General features: G+C 40.7%; 20 protein-coding genes, 12 tRNA genes and 1 pseudogene. 31 read left to right on the top strand and 2 right to left on the bottom strand.

Features of this window, described 5'->3' with window-relative positions; translation table 11 throughout:
- Position 1 precedes the first annotated feature (1 nt).
- From ACIFPW_RS03140 to ACIFPW_RS03130, 3 genes are all read left to right on the top strand, one after another.
- A complete protein-coding gene (locus ACIFPW_RS03140; RefSeq protein ID WP_430241932.1) occupies positions 2–655 on the top strand; it encodes a cobalamin B12-binding domain-containing protein in 654 nt (217 codons plus the stop codon).
- Positions 645–1,415 (top strand): STAS domain-containing protein, encoded by a 771-nt coding sequence (locus ACIFPW_RS03135; RefSeq protein WP_430241930.1) that lies wholly within the window; start codon positions 645–647, stop codon positions 1,413–1,415. The genes ACIFPW_RS03140 and ACIFPW_RS03135 overlap by 11 nt, the downstream gene beginning before the upstream one ends.
- A 118-nt stretch (positions 1,416–1,533) precedes the next feature.
- Positions 1,534–2,870, top strand: a protein-coding gene (locus tag ACIFPW_RS03130; RefSeq protein WP_430241928.1) for an IS3 family transposase whose coding sequence is annotated in 2 segments (ribosomal slippage) — positions 1,534–1,918 and positions 1,918–2,870 — 1,338 coding nt in all. Because the reading frame shifts where the segments join, the coding sequence is not laid out codon by codon here.
- Between the two features lie 69 nt (positions 2,871–2,939).
- Here the strand turns inward: ACIFPW_RS03130 and ACIFPW_RS03125 are convergent.
- The gene (locus ACIFPW_RS03125) at positions 2,940–3,701 is read right to left on the bottom strand and encodes a rhomboid family intramembrane serine protease (RefSeq protein ID WP_430241926.1); all 762 of its coding nucleotides are present in this window, start codon (positions 3,699–3,701) and stop codon (positions 2,940–2,942) included.
- Between the two features lie 175 nt (positions 3,702–3,876).
- Between ACIFPW_RS03125 and acpS the strand changes: the two genes are divergently transcribed.
- From acpS to ACIFPW_RS03050, 15 genes and pseudogenes are all read left to right on the top strand, one after another.
- Positions 3,877–4,236 (top strand): holo-ACP synthase, encoded by a 360-nt coding sequence (gene acpS, locus ACIFPW_RS03120; RefSeq protein WP_430241924.1) that lies wholly within the window; start codon positions 3,877–3,879, stop codon positions 4,234–4,236.
- Positions 4,237–4,293: 57 nt separating this feature from the next.
- A complete protein-coding gene (locus ACIFPW_RS03115) occupies positions 4,294–5,826 on the top strand; it encodes an NAD(P)H-hydrate dehydratase (protein WP_430241922.1) in 1,533 nt (510 codons plus the stop codon).
- Positions 5,827–5,886: 60 nt separating this feature from the next.
- A complete protein-coding gene (locus ACIFPW_RS03110) occupies positions 5,887–6,891 on the top strand; it encodes a LolA family protein (RefSeq protein WP_430241920.1) in 1,005 nt (334 codons plus the stop codon).
- A gap of 292 nt (positions 6,892–7,183) precedes the next feature.
- Entirely contained in the window at positions 7,184–8,350 is a 1,167-nt protein-coding gene (alr, locus tag ACIFPW_RS03105) for an alanine racemase (RefSeq protein WP_430241918.1), read from the top strand.
- A 128-nt stretch (positions 8,351–8,478) separates the two neighbouring features.
- Positions 8,479–8,763, top strand: a complete 285-nt coding sequence (locus ACIFPW_RS03100) for a CopG family ribbon-helix-helix protein (RefSeq protein ID WP_048312993.1) — start codon at positions 8,479–8,481, stop codon at positions 8,761–8,763.
- A 4-nt stretch (positions 8,764–8,767) separates the two neighbouring features.
- Positions 8,768–9,118, top strand: coding sequence for a type II toxin-antitoxin system endoribonuclease NdoA (gene ndoA / locus ACIFPW_RS03095; RefSeq protein WP_048312992.1), 351 nt, complete (start codon positions 8,768–8,770; stop codon positions 9,116–9,118).
- A 277-nt stretch (positions 9,119–9,395) separates the two neighbouring features.
- Positions 9,396–10,217 (top strand): STAS domain-containing protein, encoded by an 822-nt coding sequence (locus ACIFPW_RS03090; RefSeq protein ID WP_430241915.1) that lies wholly within the window; start codon positions 9,396–9,398, stop codon positions 10,215–10,217.
- 12 nt (positions 10,218–10,229) lie between these two features.
- Positions 10,230–10,586, top strand: a complete 357-nt coding sequence (locus tag ACIFPW_RS03085; protein WP_194222497.1) for an STAS domain-containing protein — start codon at positions 10,230–10,232, stop codon at positions 10,584–10,586.
- Between the two features lie 3 nt (positions 10,587–10,589).
- Positions 10,590–10,991: an anti-sigma regulatory factor gene (locus tag ACIFPW_RS03080; protein WP_194222496.1), complete on the top strand. Its 402-nt coding sequence runs from the start codon at positions 10,590–10,592 to the stop codon at positions 10,989–10,991.
- A gap of 15 nt (positions 10,992–11,006) precedes the next feature.
- Entirely contained in the window at positions 11,007–12,017 is a 1,011-nt protein-coding gene (locus tag ACIFPW_RS03075) for a PP2C family protein-serine/threonine phosphatase (RefSeq protein ID WP_303535794.1), read from the top strand.
- A 74-nt stretch (positions 12,018–12,091) separates the two neighbouring features.
- Positions 12,092–12,421, top strand: a complete 330-nt coding sequence (locus tag ACIFPW_RS03070; RefSeq protein WP_048312987.1) for an STAS domain-containing protein — start codon at positions 12,092–12,094, stop codon at positions 12,419–12,421.
- Positions 12,422–12,444: 23 nt separating this feature from the next.
- The gene (gene rsbW / locus ACIFPW_RS03065; RefSeq protein ID WP_048313049.1) at positions 12,445–12,900 is read left to right on the top strand and encodes an anti-sigma B factor RsbW; all 456 of its coding nucleotides are present in this window, start codon (positions 12,445–12,447) and stop codon (positions 12,898–12,900) included.
- Positions 12,869–13,660, top strand: coding sequence for an RNA polymerase sigma factor SigB (gene sigB, locus ACIFPW_RS03060; RefSeq protein ID WP_194222493.1), 792 nt, complete (start codon positions 12,869–12,871; stop codon positions 13,658–13,660). Before rsbW ends, sigB begins: the two co-directional genes overlap by 32 nt.
- 2 nt (positions 13,661–13,662) lie before the next feature.
- The gene (locus tag ACIFPW_RS03055) at positions 13,663–14,265 is read left to right on the top strand and encodes a PP2C family serine/threonine-protein phosphatase (RefSeq protein WP_430241910.1); all 603 of its coding nucleotides are present in this window, start codon (positions 13,663–13,665) and stop codon (positions 14,263–14,265) included.
- Positions 14,266–14,442: 177 nt separating this feature from the next.
- Positions 14,443–16,611, top strand: a pseudogene (locus tag ACIFPW_RS03050) (Tex family protein).
- 9 nt (positions 16,612–16,620) lie between these two features.
- Here ACIFPW_RS03050 and cmpA read toward each other — a convergent pair.
- Entirely contained in the window at positions 16,621–16,734 is a 114-nt protein-coding gene (gene cmpA, locus ACIFPW_RS03045) for a cortex morphogenetic protein CmpA (protein WP_194222491.1), read from the bottom strand.
- A gap of 101 nt (positions 16,735–16,835) precedes the next feature.
- Between cmpA and ACIFPW_RS03040 the strand changes: the two genes are divergently transcribed.
- From ACIFPW_RS03040 to ACIFPW_RS02980, 13 genes are all read left to right on the top strand, one after another.
- On the top strand, positions 16,836–17,288 hold the full coding sequence (locus tag ACIFPW_RS03040) for a SprT family protein (RefSeq protein ID WP_430241906.1): 453 nt from the start codon (positions 16,836–16,838) through the stop codon (positions 17,286–17,288).
- A gap of 177 nt (positions 17,289–17,465) precedes the next feature.
- A tRNA-Asn gene (locus ACIFPW_RS03035) sits at positions 17,466–17,540 on the top strand.
- A gap of 3 nt (positions 17,541–17,543) precedes the next feature.
- Positions 17,544–17,634, top strand: a tRNA-Ser gene (locus ACIFPW_RS03030).
- A 7-nt stretch (positions 17,635–17,641) separates the two neighbouring features.
- Positions 17,642–17,716: transfer RNA gene (locus ACIFPW_RS03025), tRNA-Glu, on the top strand.
- 53 nt (positions 17,717–17,769) lie between these two features.
- Positions 17,770–17,845: transfer RNA gene (locus ACIFPW_RS03020), tRNA-Asp, on the top strand.
- A 35-nt stretch (positions 17,846–17,880) separates the two neighbouring features.
- Positions 17,881–17,955, top strand: a tRNA-Gln gene (locus tag ACIFPW_RS03015).
- A 4-nt stretch (positions 17,956–17,959) separates the two neighbouring features.
- Positions 17,960–18,035, top strand: a tRNA-Lys gene (locus ACIFPW_RS03010).
- Between the two features lie 6 nt (positions 18,036–18,041).
- A tRNA-Leu gene (locus ACIFPW_RS03005) sits at positions 18,042–18,126 on the top strand.
- A gap of 39 nt (positions 18,127–18,165) precedes the next feature.
- Positions 18,166–18,251 (top strand) — tRNA-Leu (locus ACIFPW_RS03000).
- Between the two features lie 10 nt (positions 18,252–18,261).
- Positions 18,262–18,338: transfer RNA gene (locus tag ACIFPW_RS02995), tRNA-Arg, on the top strand.
- A gap of 23 nt (positions 18,339–18,361) precedes the next feature.
- Positions 18,362–18,438: transfer RNA gene (locus ACIFPW_RS02990), tRNA-Pro, on the top strand.
- Between the two features lie 8 nt (positions 18,439–18,446).
- Positions 18,447–18,520, top strand: a tRNA-Gly gene (locus ACIFPW_RS02985).
- A gap of 8 nt (positions 18,521–18,528) precedes the next feature.
- Positions 18,529–18,605: transfer RNA gene (locus tag ACIFPW_RS02980), tRNA-Ile, on the top strand.
- The last annotated feature ends 91 nt before the right edge of the window (positions 18,606–18,696 follow it).

Genomic DNA, 18,696 nt, shown 5'->3' with positions numbered 1-18,696 from the left:
CATGGCGATCAATATTGAAATGTTAACAGATGACTTTCTTGAAGGTGATCAAAATCAAGCATGGGGAAGAATAATGGAGCATTCTGAGTTGCTGGAAAACAGTTATTTAACCTTCGAAGTTCTTACAAAAGCGATGCATCGTATTGGAATACTATGGGAGGAAAATAAAATATCTGTAGCGGACGAGCATTTAGCTACAACAACTTGTGATTATGTTCTATCACGATATGCGCATTTTAGAAAGATGGCGAATCGGAATTCAGAAGGACCAAAGGCTCTTTTTCTTTGTATTGAACAAGAGCAGCACTACTTGGGAGTGAAAATGATTTCATTGCTCTTTGAGGAATACGGATTTCAAACAAAGCTTTTTGGAGCAAATTTACCTCTTGAGTATACTTTAGATCAAGTTAAGAAGTGGGAAGCATCAGTAGTAGGGATTTCAGTGTCTATTCGTTACCATGCGGAACGCTTAAATCGATATGTAACCGAACTTGAAGATTTGCCACATTCACCTGAGATAATAGTAGGAGGTAGGCTTGCATCACAATATGATTTGTCTAGCTACTGCTCTGAACAAACTACGCTAGTAGCTGATTTGTATCAGGTACGTGAATGGCTTGAAAGTTGGAAGGATAGTGTACAGTATGATTTATGATATAAATGATCATCCTCTTCCAGCTTTTTTAATTGATGAGAAATTGACGATCCTTTCACAGTCCGAAAATGCTGTGAAAGCTTTCTCATTTCATTCGTCTTTCTTAGATCTAGTTGATCTTGATAGCAGAGATAAAGCGGTACGTATGTTGAGCCCCTCTCAAGATGAAGTTGAGTTAGAATTGGTCATGAATACGGTTCAGTCGCCCTATTCTCTTTTTCAGGTTTTTGCAAAATGGTCAAGCGGGACCGGGCAGATAGTTTGTATCAGACAGAATGATCGTATTGAGAAGTTGTCCACTATGCTACAGAAGCAACAGGAGAGACTAGCAGATACAAACTTTGATTTATTAGATAAAAAGGAGGAGCTTGAAGCTGCTTTATTGAAAATAAAGCAGCTATCAAGCCCCTTCTTACCAATATCTAATAATATAGGGATTATTCCTTTGTTTGGTGAACTTGAAAAGGAGCTCTTTCTTGTTAACGAATTAAATCTTTTGCAAATTTTGAACAATGGAAAGTATGAACGTGTGATTCTGGACTTTAGTGGTATTGGAGAAATTGAAAATAGCGGTGTTCTTCCGCTGTTATCGTTTTGCTCAATGCTCGAAGTTACTGGCGTTTCCGTGGTTTTATGTGGGTTAAAACCGAATCATGTGCTTCAATTAATGAAGTATGATTTTGAATTAAATCAAAACTTTGAGGTTACGGGAAGCTTAAAAGATGCTGTAGATTATTATTTAAAACAGTCTTTCATGTAAAAAAACCAGTGATTAGTTATAATATGTACCCTATAGAGTAGACACTTAAAAAAAGTCTGCCCTATAGGGTACTTTTATGTATAATGAGGACAAATTCTACGATGGGAAATGATTATTAATGAGTAAGAAAGTATTCTCAGAGGAAGATGTCAAAACACTTGCCTCTAATAAATTTGTGAAATCAGTTAGTGAAAAAGGAATCACATACAGTGATGAATTTAAGCGAATATTCATTACGGAGTATGAAAAAGGAAAACTACCGAGTCAGATTTTTAAAGAAAATGGATTTGATGTCGATACTCTCGGACACGAAAGAGTACATTCTGCCGCGAGAAGGTGGAGACAGGGTTATAAAAACAAAGGGATTAATGGACTTACTGACACTCGTAAAGAAAGCTCCGGAAGATCCAAAGATAAGGAACTGTCTTTAGAGGAAAAATACAAACGTTTAGAAGCTCAAAATAACCTATTAAAAGCAGAGAATGATCTCCTAAAAAAGCTCGAAATGATGGAAAAGGGGATGGGAAAAAAGAGATAAAATTAGCTGCTTCTCTCAAGTTTGAATTAATCCGCCATATCATCCATGAGTATCAACTTAAAAATATGGTCCGATACTTATGTTCCGTAGTGGGTGTCTCACGATCTGGTTATTATCGTTATTTCACTGAAGGTGCTCGAAAGCGTCGAACAGAAAACGAGGCGCGAGACCAAGTTTTAAAAGACTGGATCCTAAAAGCCTATGCCTTTAAAAAGCGAAAAAAAGGGGCACGTCAAATCAAGATGACGCTAGCTAACCAGTATCAAATAACCTATAACTTAAAACGCATACGCAGAATCATGAAAAAATACGGAATCGTATGTCCGATCAGAAGAGCGAATCCCTATCGTCGTATGGCGAAAGCAACGAAAGAGCACAGCGTTGTACCAAACAAACTTGAGCGAAACTTCAAACAAGGCATCCCAGGGAAAGTACTTCTAACTGACATTACCTATTTGTTTTATGGAAATAAGAAGAAAGCGTATCTATCTACCATAAAGGACGGCTCTACGAATGAGATCCTAGCTTATCATGTGTCTGACCGAATTACGCTCGATCTAGCGACAGATACGTTAGTAAAACTTAAAAACAACCGTAAAGCAAAACTAGATGCGAATGCCTTTATTCATTCTGATCAAGGCTTTCACTATACTCACCCTACCTACCAAAAACAGCTAAAGAAATACGGTTTAGATCAGTCTATGTCTAGAAGAGGAAACTGTTGGGATAATGCCCCACAGGAATCTTTCTTTGGTCACTTTAAAGACGAAGCCTCAATAAAACCTTGTCAAACACTAATCGAATTAAAACGTGAAGTTAAGAGTTATATGATGTATTACAACCTGGATAGATGTCAGTGGAACTTAAAAAAGATGACCCCTGTTCAATACAGGAATCATCTTCTTAATGTTGCCTAGTCTTTTTTAAACTGTCCTTTACACAGGGTACATATTATTAAAATCACTGGTTTTTTTGTGTGAACTTCGTTAAACAAATCTTGCTATAAAACCAATTACGACGAGGAAAATGAAAATTCCCCATAGAATTTTTCCGCCGCGACCAGACCCTGTACGGATTTTCCTCCGTTGCCAACGATTTGGTTTAAACCGTATTTCTCCACTGTCTGCCGTTCGTCTGACGCGAATAATGCCGCGATTGATAAATGGCTTAGCTCCAATCAAAAGAATAGGTGCCAGAGCTGCCCCGCCTATAAACCCAAAGAGATGACCAAGAATGTTGATATTAGGACTTACAAATGTCATTACGAGTCCTATTCCAAGAATCATTAAAATCAATTGTGAATTTGCTTGATCAATTAATTCTTTGCGATAGAAAGCCATATAAAAATATATCCCAAAAAGCCCAAAGATTGCACCAGAAGCACCCACGTGACTGAAATTACTATCTTGCAAATAGAAGGTGGCAATATTGGCGATAATTCCAGCCCCGAAGTAGCCAACCAAGAACTTGGCTTTCCCTAACATCTGTTCTAAAGCCGGACCAAAAAGATAGAGTGAAAAGGAATTGAATAAAACGTGGGCAAATCCACCATGTAGGAAGATCGGCGTAATGAGTCTCCAATATTCACCAATTTCAATCGCTCGATTGTAGCCCACCCCAAGTCTTAAGATCGAATACAAACCAAAAAGGTTTACGAGAACAAAGAGGAGGATATGTATACCAATAAGTATGGAAATGATAGGATAATAACGGATAAATGAGCGAAAATCTTCATTTCGCACAAACATAATTCGACCACCTTTTTCAGAGAATTTATTATGAATTCAGTTCAATGGAATGTTGTAGGAGTGGCTGGTAAATTAAGCTCACTCGTTTTCTTATTAGTTTAGCATAGCTAGAGGTATAATCACTATTGAAAACACTATGCAGGCTTGTGACGAATTAGTACGAAGGAGTATAGAGATGATTAGAGGAATCGGAATAGATATGATTGAGATTGATCGTATCAAACAGGTTGTTCAGAGGAATGCTGCATTTGCTGGGCGTATCCTAACTGAACGTGAACGTAGAGAATATCAGCAAATAAGTGGGCATAGAAGTGTGGAATTTTTGGCGGGACGTTTTGCAGCTAAAGAAGCGTATGCAAAAGCGAGGGGTACTGGGATTGGTAGACTTAGCTGGCAAGACATTTGTGTGCGGAAATTGCCAGAAGGTGCGCCGTATATTGAATCAGCCGATCAAGATGAGAAGATACATATATCCATTTCACATACGAAGCAGCATGCTATTGCACAAGTAATTATTGAGTGCTCGTCAAGCTAGTCTGCATAAGGTGGAGACTTGCCTCATATAATTTACCACGGTCAGGAGGGACCTGTTGTGAGAATCGTATCCGGAGAAGAAATGTATGAAGCAGACCGTTTTGCCATGGAGGAAATCGGGATTAGCGGTGTGATGTTGATGGAAAATGCGGGGAAAGCTCTATTTGAGGCGATGAAGAGCAGAATTCCAAAAGAAAAGCGTGTGGCTGTATTAATTGGCACAGGGAATAACGGAGGCGACGGTTTTGTTCTGGGAAGATATTTAAAAGAGCATGGATATGATGTAGATATCTGGTTGATTCCACCATATTCAAAGATCAGGGGAGACGCTAGAACTCACTTCGATATTTATCGTAGCCTCTCGTATTCTTACAGATCGTATGAAGACGGAGTTGCATTCGCTCGGGACATTCAAAACTATTCTGTAGTTATCGATTGTCTTCTAGGACTTGGCTTATCAGGGGCAATTCGTGCTCCATACGATGAGGTGATTAGGCAATTGAATCGGTCTTCTGCAACGGTTTTATCTGTTGATCTTCCGAGCGGTCTACATGCGAATGGAGGATACGTGGGCGAAGGCGTTCCGGTTCGTGCGAATAAAACTTATACGATTCAGTGTCCAAAATTAGGAGCCTTCCTTTATCCAGATGCCGATTTTTATGGAGATTTAGAGGTAGTTGATATTGGTCTACCACAGGCTGCTTTTTCATCTGTATTCAATAGAGAACTCTGGCAAAAGTCAGATGTACATCGCACGCTTTCTGATCGATCGGCGTCCTCTCATAAAGGAAGCCATGGAAAAGGGCTGGTGATTGGAGGATCAAAGGGAATGGTTGGAGCGCCTGTTATGACAGCGAAAGCTGCCTATAGGAGCGGAGCGGGGTTAATTCAGGCTTCAGTACCTGATGAAATTCTTTCTGTGGTGGCTGGAACAGTCGTTGAAACAATTTTCCAGGGGTGGTCATCTCGCGAAGGATTTTTCTCTGGAGAAGTGCCGGAGGACCTTTCTTCTTTCGATGGAATTGCTGTTGGTCCAGGTCTTGGGAGAAAACCGGGGTGTAAATCAGTCGTTGAAGCAGCGTTATCAACAACTTCCCCCCTCATTCTGGACGCAGATGCTTTGTACCACCTGGCAGAATTGAAAGGATGTCTGAAGGCAAGGGAAACACCGACTGTGCTAACGCCCCATCCTGGAGAGATGGCAAGGTTAACTGACTTGCCAATCGAGGAAATTCAGCGTAAGCGATTCGAGATCTCTCGTTCATTTGCTAAAGAATTCGGTGTTTACCTTGTATTGAAAGGCCCGAATACGATTGTAACTTCCCCAGATGGAAGTCAGTTCGTTAACACAACAGGTAATTCAGCGCTTGCTAAGGGAGGAACCGGTGACGTCCTGACTGGTATGGTACTTGCTTTCGTTATGCACAGTTCGTCCATCCAAGAAGGGATAAGCAATGCGGTATTTCTACATGGGCAAGCAGCAGATACCCTTGTTCAAACGACTCACACTACTCTTGACGTACTGGCGACTGATGTTATTGCTACGATTCCAACCGTTCTGCATTCATTTCTTAACCAACATCACGGATAGGTTTTTCACATGACAGGAACCTCCTTTGTCGTTTTAAATGAGGCAAAGGAGTTGGATAGAGTGAAAAAGTTCGGAGTCGTTTTTCTTATCGGAGTACTGATGCTTGTGGCACTATCGGGATGCGGACAGAAAAGTCAGCAGGATGTTGTAGATGCTTTAGACAAAAAGTTGAATGAGATGGAGAGCTATAAAGTAAATGCCAAAATGACGCTTGAAACAGGTGAAGAACCACAGCGTTATGATGTAGAGATCTGGTACCAAAAGCCCTCTTTTTATCGTGTTGAGTTAAAAAACGCTTCAAAAGAACAGAGTCAAATTATCTTGCGTAACGATGAAGGGGTATTTGTTCTGACTCCTGCTCTTAATAAAAGTTTTAGATTCCAGAGTGATTGGCCGGAGAATGGTAGCCAGGCCTATCTCTATAACACGCTTGTTCTAGATATACTAAATGATTCTGGAGCAGAATTTGAAGCAAAAGAAAATGATTATGTGTTTACAACGAAAACAAACTACCAGAACAAGAACTTATCAAAACAGTCTATCCAATTAAATAAGAAAGACCTTGCGCCAGAGAAAGTAACCATTATGAATCAAGATCAGAAACCTCTTGTTGATATTGAATTCTCTAATATGAAATTCAACGCTTCATTCGATAAGGGTGCATTTGATATGGAACGAAATATGACAGCTGCTCAGTTAGAAATACCTGTCATTGCTACAACAAATGAACCGTTTGAAGTTGTGTATCCAATGTATGAACCACAAGGCACAGGTCTTACAGATGAGAAAGAAGTAGCCACAAACAAAGTTATGTTAAGCTTCACTGGTGAAAAGTCCTTTACGTTAATAGAAGAGAAAAGTGAGGCGGTGCTCGAAACAAGTGCTCCTGTCTCGGTAGGTGAGGGTCAACCGGTGGACTTAGGCTTTACAATGGGTGTCATGACAGATACGACAGTTACCTGGAACCATAATGGTGTTGATTTCTTCCTGGCTTCAAATGATTTAACTCAAGAAGAGATGGCGTCTGTGGCAAGGTCAGTGTATGGTATGACGGAAATTAAATAACACTTCAAAGAGGTTCAGCTATGATTACATGGCTGAACCTTTTTTAGAAATAGCTATTGTAAACCATATTTAATAGCTTCCAGCGCTTGTCGGAATTAACGAGACACTTGCGCTTTTATTGTCTAGCTCCAGTGTCTAGGTCCTCGAGTCGCTTCAGCTTTTCCCCAGAACACAAAGGGCGTGTTCAGGAAAAAAGCTTCCAGCGCTTGTCGGAACTAAACGAGACACTTGCGCTTTTCTTGAAATCTCCTAAAATAGAGGGCAGAGTGATTTGTTTTAGGAGGAAGTTGGAATGGACAATCAGGCGTTTTATCGTGAAACTTGGGCTGAGGTTAATCTGGATGCCATTGAACAGAATGTAAAATCATATAAGCAATATGTGCCGAAAGATGTTTCCATCATGGCTGTTGTGAAAGCAAATGGGTATGGACATGGAGCTGTTGCGACAGCTAAGAAGGCTTTAAGCGCTGGGGCTAAATACCTTGCGGTGGCTATTCTTGATGAGGCACTTGCACTTCGTGAAGAAGGAATTGATGCTCCCATTCTTGTATTGGGATGGGTGCCTCCTGAGTATGTGAAAATGGCAGCAGAACATGACATTACCCTTACTGCTTTCCAAAAAGATTGGATCGAACAAGCTGCGAGAGTACTAGGGGAATTACCACTTAATATCCATTTGAAAGTTGACACTGGGATGGGGCGTCTTGGGATAAAAAAGGAAACAGAAGCAACCATGATTATAGAAAGTTTAAGAAAGCACACTTCTTTTATCGTTGAGGGGATCTACACTCATTTCGCGACAGCAGATGAACCGGATAATGCTTTCATTGAATCTCAAATAGCAACTTTTAAAAAAATGAAAGATTATTTTCGAAGAGAAGGTATTGAGCCTAAATGGGTTCATCTTGGAAATAGTGCAGGAGCGATTCGCTACCCTGATCGAATTGGAAATTTAATTCGTATCGGTATTTCAATGTATGGATTGATTCCTTCTCAAGAGATGAAGTCCATTCAACCTTTTGAGCTTAAACCTGCATTTAGTCTTCATAGTCAGCTAGTTAACGTGAAGCAAATGAGCACAGGAGAGCCGATTAGCTACGGGTCTACGTATCACACAGCTGAAGGGGAATGGATTGGAACAGTTCCTATTGGATATGCTGATGGATGGATACGTAAACTAAGTAATGCTTATGTTCTCATAAATGGCGAGCGTGCACCTATTGTGGGCCGTATCTGTATGGATCAACTCATGGTTCGTCTTTCTTCTGAAGTTGAAATAGGAACTCATGTGACGCTAATTGGAGTACAAGGTTCAGAGGAAATTACAATAGATGACATTGCTGAACGACTTGAGACGATTAACTATGAAATTCCTTGTATGATAGGACCGCGCGTTCCGAGACTTTTTCGTGAAAACGGAGAAAAAAAAGGCGTAATGAATACAATTTTAAAAAAATAGTAAAATAAAAGAAGGATTTTGGAAGAATATGATGAAATAGTCTTGTGGAAAGTTGTTTTGCAATGCGTCGTTTGCAATGGTAAGATTAATGGTGGAATACAATATGAGTAGCAGTGCTTCGGAGGTGTATGTTTGTGTCAGAGGCAAACAAAAAATCGATTGTTGTAACTCTCCCACAACATATTTTAAATGAGGTGGATGGTATTATTCAACAGGAACAGCTTGATCGTAACGAGTTCATATCACAGGCCACGACAATGTATATTCGCGAACGAAAGAAGCGACAAATTCGTGACGCCATGCGCCAGGGGTACATGGAGATGGCTAAGATTAACTTGAACCTTGCAGCAGAAGCCTTTCTTGTTGAGGAGGAAGCAGAGCACACCGTGGACCGCTTAGTAAGCGGGGTGTAGTGGCTTGATTGTCAAACGAGGTGATGTGTATTTTGCTGACCTTTCTCCTGTTGTAGGTTCTGAACAAGGTGGGGTAAGACCCGTCTTAATTATTCAGAACGACATTGGGAATCGTTTTAGTCCTACTGTCATTGTTGCCGCAATTACTGCGCAAATCCAAAAAGCTAAGCTGCCCACACATGTGGAAATTGATGCCAAGCGTTACGGGTTTGAACGTGATTCGGTTATCCTGCTAGAACAAATTCGTACCATTGATAAACAGCGTCTAACTGATAAAATCACTCACCTTGATGAGGGTATGATGCAAAGAGTGCAAGAAGCTTTGCAGATCAGCCTTGGACTCATTGATTTTTGAAAACGTATAATACCCAAACGAAGCTGCTCCTATGAGCAGTTTTTTTGTATCATATAAATGTCTTTAGGTAGAGTGGTTCCTTGCAACTCTTGGTCTGCTCCCCCTTTTATTCACCACATTTCGTGTAGCTCATAGCAGGGAATTTTCTAGTTATGTCGAAAAGTGTGTTAAGATGAAAATGGTGTGATGCGCTAAGACTAGTAAGGCATAATAATTGCGAGTGATTTCTTGCAATGAGAAGATAAATGAATGAAGAAAGATCGTAGGGAGGAGCACGATGGACAAGTTAGTTATACAATTATTGAACGAAAGCCGAGAACGTATTTACACCAGATGGATGGATGAGATGGAGAGAGTACGTGATGAACATCGGCTTCAATCAATAACAGATAATGCTTATATAGAAACAAACAAAGAGTTGTTCGAAATTATTTACACGCATATTGAACAAAACGTTCATAAACCAACAGATCGAATGACGGAGTTTGCAGAGCGTTTGATGAAGATTGGGTGGAGACTGAGTTATGTCACTCAGGGATTACAAAACTTCCGTCGAATTATTCTAGGTGTTCTTCTTGATGCGAATCAATCTAATGATAGAGTGTTTAGCATGTACGATGAAATCGATCGTTGGATCGATCCAATTGTTAATCAATTAATTAATGAGAGCGCAAAAAATTGGGAGAACACTGTATCTATTCAAAAAGTTGCTCTTCAAGAATTATCAGCACCTCTCATCCCGGTATTTGAGAATATTAGCGTCATGCCACTTATAGGCACAATTGATACTGAGCGGGCGAAACTTATAATGGAAAACTTGTTAACTGGTGTTATTAAACACAGGTCTCAAGTTGTTCTTATTGAAATCACTGGGGTTCCAGTTGTTGATACGATGGTCGCTCATCATATTATACAAGCAGCAGAAGCAGTGAGACTTGTTGGCGCTCAGTGCATTCTTGTAGGGATTAGACCAGAAATTGCTCAAACAATCGTTAACCTAGGAATTGACCTTGGACAATTCCCAACGAAAAGTACGTTATTTAAAGGCATGAAAACTGCATTAGAAATGACAAAACGTCAGATGATTGAGATTGAGTAAGGGGGGAAGACAATGCGAATTCCTATATTAAAATTAAATGAGTATTTACTAATTACCATACAAATAGACCTCGATGACAAAACAGCACTTCAATTTCAGGAGGATTTGCTCGAAAAGATTCATGAAACAGGAGCAAAGGGCGTTGTAATTGATTTAACTTCTGTCGATATGATTGATTCATTTATTGCCAAAGTTTTAGGTGATGTAGTGCGCATGTCGAATTTAATGGGGGCAAAAGTAGTACTGACAGGAATTCAACCTGCCGTTGCTATTACGTTAATTGATTTAGGAATCATGATGAAAAATGTCCCGACTGCATTAGATTTAGAACAGGGGTTAGAGAAATTACAACAGGAATTGGGGGGATAAGTTATGAATATCCAATCCTGTGTGGAAGTACGAAATGAATGGGATATTGTGAAAGCGAGACAGTCTGGTAGGAATATAGCAAAAGAGCTAGGCTTCGGTACTGTTGATCAAGCTCGTATTACGACGGCTATTTCTGAACTCGCTCGTAACATATACCTCTATGCCGGAAGTGGCGAAGTAGCCATTGAACGGGTAGAAAACGGGGGGAAGTTAGGACTTAAAATCGAAGCATCTGACTCTGGCCCGGGAATTAAAGATATTAGAAAAGTAATGGAAGATGGTTTTACAACCTCTGGTGGTCTTGGAGCTGGTCTTCCTGGGGTCAAACGATTAATGGATGAGTTTACGATCGATTCGAAAGAAAATGAAGGAACTGTTATCACTTCTATTAAATGGCTCCGTTAAGGAGGATAGACAATAATGGACGACCGAGATCTTCAATATCAAAAATACAAAGCAATATTAGAGAATTATTTAGAGGAGCAGTCTGAGCAAACCTTATATAAGGGACAGCAGTTTAGTCGAAAGATGATCGAACAAAAGATATCTCCTGAAGAAGCTGTCAGTCTCCATGTGAGCGTTCTTGAGGAACTGTTCCCGGATATACCTGAGCCGCTTAAAAATTCATATGATTTTCTACTTGAGATGATGATTGGGTATGGATTTGCATACAGAGAGCATCAGAGTCTTCGTAGTCGTCAGCAACAATTAGAATCCGAAATTGAGATCGCGGCCAACATGCAGCAAACCTTGCTTGCGGGTGATAAGCCAGAAGTTCAGGATCTTGATATTGGTGCTATTAGTAAACCCGCCCAGAAAATGAGCGGGGATTACTATCATTTTGTTCAAGATGAGAACAATTGTGTTAGTGTAGCGATCGCTGATGTTATAGGCAAAGGTATTCCAGCTGCTTTATGCATGAGTATGATTAAATACACAATGGATAGCGCACCAGAGCAGCGAATGCAGCCGGGTGCGGTTCTTGAAAATCTAAATCGAGTAGTGGAACAAAATGTTGACCCTAATATGTTCATTACGATGTTTTACGGATTATATGATCCTAGGGTACATTCATTTTATTACGCTGGTGCCGGTCATGAACCGGGCTTTTTTTACGACGCAGAAAAAGATGAGTTCGAGGAGCTATTTACAAAGGGACTTGTCCTAGGGGTTTCAAAGAAAACGTCATATCAAGAATACCAACGTGTCCTTAATGGAAATGATATGGTTATCATGCTTTCAGATGGTGTAACTGAATGCCGCTCCACTAATGGTTTTATTGAACGTGATGAAATTGTTGCGTTAATTCGTAAATACATCCACCTCTCTGCTCAAGAAATTGTGGATGAGGTTTATCGAGAGCTTGAGCGCTTACAGGAGTTTGAACTCAGAGATGATTTCACCCTTGTTATTTTGCGTCGTGAGGTTTAACTTCTTTCTAAAAGTGGAATAAGGAATTAATGGATTTAACTAATAATTAGAAGCAACCTACAGGGGGTAATGTTATGAATTTGCAAATCAAACAAGAAGACCATGAAAATACACATCATTTACATATAGCTGGTGAAATAGATGCTTATACAGCACCTCAGCTCCGTGAAGCTTTGCTTCCGTTAACTGGAAAAGAAGGACATGAGACACTTGTTCATCTTGGTGACGTAAACTATATGGACAGTACTGGTCTTGGTGTTTTCGTAGGTGCACTGAAGTCATCTAAAGAGCACGGTAGCTCTATTAAGTTGACTGGAATGACTTCACGCGTACAGCGTCTTTTTGAAATCACTGGATTAGACGAAGTGATCGATATCGAAGACGTAAAGGGGGGATCGAAGTGATCAATATTTCAGATTTTGTTGAAATGAAAATCCCTGCACAAGCAGAATTTGTTGGCGTTACGAGATTAACGGTTTCAGGAATTGCGAATCGCATGGGGTATTCTTATGATGAGATTGAGGATATCAAAATTGCTCTTTCAGAAGCTTGTACAAATGCAGTGAACCATGCCTATAAAGAAGATGAAAAGGGTCAAATCACAATTGGATTCGGTATTTATGAAGACCGACTTGAGATGATGGTGCTCGATCGCGGTCAAAGTTTTGACTATACAAAAGTTTCCGAAAAGCTTGGACCAGTTGATAGTGACAAGTCTGTAGAACAACTCAGTGAGGGAGGATTAGGGCTCTTTCTGATTGAATCACTGATGGACAAAGTGGAAATCAGTGGAGAGGACGGAGTAGTAGTCATGATGACAAAGTTCCTCCACAGAGATGGGGTGGAAGTAGATGCCGACACAATCTCATCATCCCCGCAATAATAACAACAATGAGGTATATGAGTGGATTGAGCAATATCAAAACGATCCGACTGATGAAGTTGTTCAACTAAAGCTTGTTGAGAGGTATCAGGATCTTGTGCAGTCACTCGCTCGTAAGTTCTCGAAGGGGAAAAGCATTCATGACGACCTTTCACAGGTTGGGATGATTGGGTTGCTTGCAGCTCTTCGTCGTTACGACCCTGAATTTGGTAGAAGCTTTGAATCGTTTGCAGTTCCAACGATTGTCGGTGAAATCAAACGGTTTATTCGGGACAAAACATGGAGTGTTCATGTGCCGAGAAGAATAAAAGAGCTTGGACCCCGTATTAAAAAAGCGGTTGAAGAATTAACCAATGAACTTCAGCGTTCTCCAAAGGTGGATGAACTTGCAGAGTACTTGAACGTGTCTGAGGAAGAAGTGCTTGAGACGATGGAAATGGGCAAAAGTTATCAAGCTCTTTCGGTTGATAGTTCAATTGAAGCAGATCAGGAAGGAAGTACAGTTACTCTACTTGATCTAGTTGGTGATCAAGAGCAAGGGTTTGATCTTGTGGATCAGCAAATGCTTCTTAAAAAGGCTTTTGCAGTACTCACTGAGCGAGAACAAGAAATCTTGAATTGTACGTATTTTGAAAATATGAGCCAGAAAGAAACTGGAGAGAAGCTTGGTATTTCACAAATGCATGTTTCCCGCTTGCAGAGAAGAGCTCTCGAAAAATTAAGACAGGCTATTCGCATTGAACCAACGGAGGCTTTTTAATCATGATTCATCATCATGATTTTAAAAAGCTTACTGTCGCAGCCTATCAGAAACCAAAGGCAGGTAATCAGATGTGCGGGGATAGCTATTATGTAGCTGAAAATTCTGATTATTTCATTTGCGCTGTAGCGGATGGGCTTGGCAGTGGAGATATGGCTAAAGATTCTTCCCTAGCCGCTATCAATGTAGTAAAAGAATATCAGGATGAAGATGTAGAAACTTTGATGAAACGTGCAAATGAAGAGATGAGAGGGAAACGCGGGTGCGTGCTTTCTATTTTTAAACTTGATCTTAAGACAAGACAGCTCGAATATAGTGGTATAGGAAATATTAATTTAATTATTTACCAACCGGATGGTAAGATTATTCGTCCTATCTCTTATTCAGGGTATCTCTCAGGAAAGCTTCAGAAGGTGAAGGTGCAATCAATTGATTATCCTTCAGGGTCCTCTTTCGTTACTTATTCTGACGGTGTTCAAATTAGTTCTAAAAACTACTCAATGATTGCTCGATTTGATTCAGTAAAGGAATCCTTTCAGCATTTAACAGACGCGCTTCCATCTACAAATGATGACATTACTCTCCTTGTAGGGAAAACGGTATAAAAAGTTCTTCCAGATAAATCAGGGAGAGCTTTTTTATTTTGGTTTAAGTTTCTACTACTAATAGTAGAAACCGTCTGAAGTGTTTTAGTGATTATGCTTGCGCGCTTTTAACTAATCAACTTATCCGGTAAACTAATAGTATTATCGAATGAGTCCCGAGGAGGAATTATTTTGGAAATGACAGCAGATCAAAAGCAAGCGGAACATTTTCATAAGGTAGCGCAGAAATTGCAGCTTGCTGAACGAAGTGTACGAGAAGTAATTACACTTTTAAATGATGGTAACACGGTTCCGTTTATTGCGCGTTACCGTAAGGAGTTAACAGGTGGGCTTGATGAAGTTCAATTGAGGGATATTCAGGAAGCTTGGCTTTATCTTCAAAACCTCGCCAATCGAAAAGAAGAGGTTATTCGTCTCATACGGGAGCAAGACAAACTAACAGATGAATTAAAGAAGCAACTAGAGAAGGCTACTAAGCTTCAAGAAGTAGAAGATCTATATCGACCTTATAAACAAAAGAAACGAACGAAGGCTACAATTGCAAAAGAGAAGGGATTGGAGCCTCTTGCTCTTTGGATTCTAAATGATGGAACTGGAGAAGCCTCCGAAGCGGCTGTAGAATACATATCAGAAGAAAACGAAGTTCCTACAGTGGAAGATGCCATCCAAGGAGCGCAGGATATTATTGCTGAATGGATATCAGATGATGCGGACGCACGTAAGTGGATTCGTGCAAAAACATTTCAACATGGTATTCTTCAAACCGCTGTGAAATCTGAAGAAGAAGATCCTAAAAAGATATTTGAAATGTACTATTCCTACCAGGAACGTATTTCAAAAATCGTTCCACATCGGGTTCTGGCGATTAATAGAGGTGAGAAGGAAAAAGTTTTACGTACATCAGTCACCCCACCTACTGATTCAATCCATGATTATTTAAATAGGAAAATAATAAAAAATCAGCAGCAAAGTTGCGTCACTCTATTAGAGGAAGCCATTATTGACAGTTACAAACGTCTTATTCAACCTTCTGTAGAAAGAGAAATACGTAAAGAATTAACTGAGCGAGCTGAGGACCAAGCCATTCATATTTTCTCAGAAAACCTAAAACATCTTTTGCTACAACCCCCTTTAAAAGGAAAGAGAGTACTTGGGGTAGATCCTGCCTTTCGAACAGGGTGTAAACTAGCTGTTGTTGATGATACCGGTAAAATGCTTAATGTGTCTGTTATCTATCCAACACCGCCACGCTCAGAAGTCGAGAAAGCGAAAGCTATAGTGATACAAATGATAAAAGACTACGATATTGAGATGGTTGCTATAGGGAACGGGACGGCATCACGTGAAACCGAACAGTTTATTGCAGATGTGATAAAAGAAGTGGAAGTAAAAGTGGTCTATTTAATTGTTAATGAAGCAGGAGCGAGTGTTTACTCTGCATCAGACCTTGCAAGAGAAGAGTTTCCTGATCTACAGGTGGAGGAACGTTCGGCGGTTTCCATTGCGCGTAGAGTTCAAGACCCACTTGCTGAGCTAGTTAAAATTGATCCTAAATCAGTAGGAGTGGGACAATATCAGCACGATGTGTCTCAGAAAAAGCTGAATGATCAATTAACCTTTGTCGTGGAAACCGCTGTTAACCAGGTTGGCGTTAATGTGAATACAGCTTCTGTCTCTCTCCTTCAATATGTAGCTGGTCTTTCTCGAGCAGTTGCGATGAATATCGTTAAAAAACGAGATGAAGAAGGAAAGTTTACAAGTAGGGTGCAGTTAAAGAAAGTGCCAAGGCTTGGTGCTAAAACATATGAGCAGTGTATTGGATTTCTTCGAATAATGGGAGGGAAGCAACCTCTTGATCAAACAGAGATCCACCCTGAAAGTTATCAGGTAACAAAAGCACTTTTAGAACGCATTGATTGTAAGCCGCAGGATATTGGGACTGAAAAACTAGTGCAATCTTTGTCTGCAATTCCGATGAAGGAAACTGCAGAGGCTTTAAATATAGGGGAACCCACGTTACAAGATATTGTGGCATCTCTGCAGAAGCCGGGGCGTGACCCCTGAGATGAACTCTCACAGCCTATTTTAAAAACAGATGTTTTGAAAATGGAAGATCTTGAACAGGGTATGGAGTTAGAAGGAACAGTACGAAACGTAGTAGACTTTGGTGCTTTTATTGATATAGGGGTTAAACAAGATGGGCTTGTTCATATCTCGAAATTAACGACTCGCTTTGTGAAAAACCCTATGGAAGTTGTCCATGTAGGGCAAGTTGTTACTGTATGGGTTGATGAAGTTGATTTGAAAAGGGAAAGAATCGCTCTTACTATGCTAAAGCCATCATAAGCACTGCCCTTAGGGGCGGTGTTTTCTTCTGTAAAAAAACCAACATTGATTAAGAAGCTTGATTTGTCGGCGATTTTTCTCAAGGTAAGCTTGTTTCAGTTGTTTCTTAAACCATACAGGCAACTCCATCTCCTCCTTTAATGGATGACACTGCGTGAATGATGATGTAAATTAGTTTATGAAAAGCGGCTTGTATATGTTCGGAAAGTGAAAGGATGAATGAGTTGACTGAGAAAGAACTGCAGCGTTTAGTAGAAGCAATATCCGAGAGGTATTTTGGTATGCCTTTTCTTCATCAAGCTACATTTAATGCTCGTTTAAGAACTACTGGCGGACGTTATTTGTTAAGGTCACATAATCTTGAATTCAATAAAAAGCACTATGATCAATTTGGTGTAACAGAACTTGAAGGGATTATAAAGCATGAACTATGTCATTATCACCTACACATTCAGAAGAAAGGTTATAAACATCAGGACCAGGATTTCAAACAACTTCTTCAAAAAGTGGGGGGATCACGCTACTGCCAGGTAGTACCTGGGCAAAGAAGAGTAGAATCATATAAGTACCTTTACGAGTGTCAACAATGCCATGCTAAGTATAGAAGGAAGAGAAGGATGGACACCTTACGATATGTGTGCGGAAAGTGTAGAGGAAAGTTAAAACAAGTTTATTGAAAGTTATCATTGACGACCTAGATTGTATGTGGTAAATTAATAAAGTCTCTTCGGAGAGCAAGTCCAGATCGAATACATAACGCTTTAAGAAATTTCAAAAAAGCTGTTGACTTTGATTGCCGGATGAGTTATTATATTAAATGTCGCCGATAACGGAGACAACAAATTAAACACTATTCCACAGTAGCTCAGTGGTAGAGCTATCGGCTGTTAACCGATCGGTCGTAGGTTCGAATCCTACCTGTGGAGCCAAACGGAGAAGTACCCAAGTGGCTGAAGGGGCGCCCCTGCTAAGGGTGTAGGTCGCGTGAGCGGCGCGAGGGTTCAAATCCCTCCTTCTCCGCCATTTTTATGGCCCGTTGGTCAAGCGGTTAAGACACCGCCCTTTCACGGCGGTAACACGGGTTCGAATCCCGTACGGGTCACCAACAAATTTTAAAAATAAAATGTTTCAACAACATGATATGTAATCAGTTATAGAGGTCTCGTGGTGTAGCGGTTAACATGCCTGCCTGTCACGCAGGAGATCGCGGGTTCGATTCCCGTCGAGACCGCCATTATTTTCTAAAATGAATCTGATTATATAAATTGTTGGGCTATAGCCAAGCGGTAAGGCAACGGATTTTGATTCCGTCATGCGCTGGTTCGAATCCAGCTAGCCCAGCCATGTTGAGCCATTAGCTCAGTTGGTAGAGCATCTGACTTTTAATCAGAGGGTCGAAGGTTCGAGTCCTTCATGGCTCACCACTTTTTGCGGGTGTGGCGGAATTGGCAGACGCGCTAGACTTAGGATCTAGTGTCTTACGACGTGGGGGTTCAAGTCCCTTCACCCGCACCAATTCTTTTAAAATGCTAAGTTTTCATCAAGTAACGATGTGCGGTTGTGGCGGAATGGCAGACGCGCTAGCTTGAGGGGCTAGTGGGGGAAACCCCGTGGAGGTTCGAGTCCTCTCAACCGCACCAAATATAATATGCGCCCGTAGCTCAATTGGATAGAGCGTCTGACTACGGATCAGAAGGTTAGGGATTCGACTTCTCTCGGGCGCACCATATTTATTTACTTAATAAAATGTCGGGAAGTAGCTCAGCTTGGTAGAGCACTTGGTTTGGGACCAAGGGGTCGCAGGTTCAAATCCTGTCTTCCCGACCATCAATATCGCGGGTGTAGTTTAGTGGTAAAACCTCAGCCTTCCAAGCTGATGTCGTGGGTTCGATCCCCATCACCCGCTCCATTAAAGATGGGCCTGTAGCTCAGCTGGTTAGAGCGCACGCCTGATAAGCGTGAGGTCGGTGGTTCGAGTCCACTCAGGCCCACCATCTCTTGAAAAAAGTTGTTGACACTGTTCAAGTCATCATGGTATGATGGTTTGGTCGCTGAAAACGACATTGAAAGAAACAAATCGATCTT

Origin of the sequence: Pseudalkalibacillus sp. NRS-1564 (assembly GCF_050467905.1) — a bacterium.
Classification (GTDB): domain Bacteria; phylum Bacillota; class Bacilli; order Bacillales; family Guptibacillaceae; genus Guptibacillus; species Guptibacillus hwajinpoensis_B.
The sequence above is the reverse complement of the archived record's forward strand: the minus strand, read 5'-3'. Positions and strand labels throughout refer to the sequence as shown.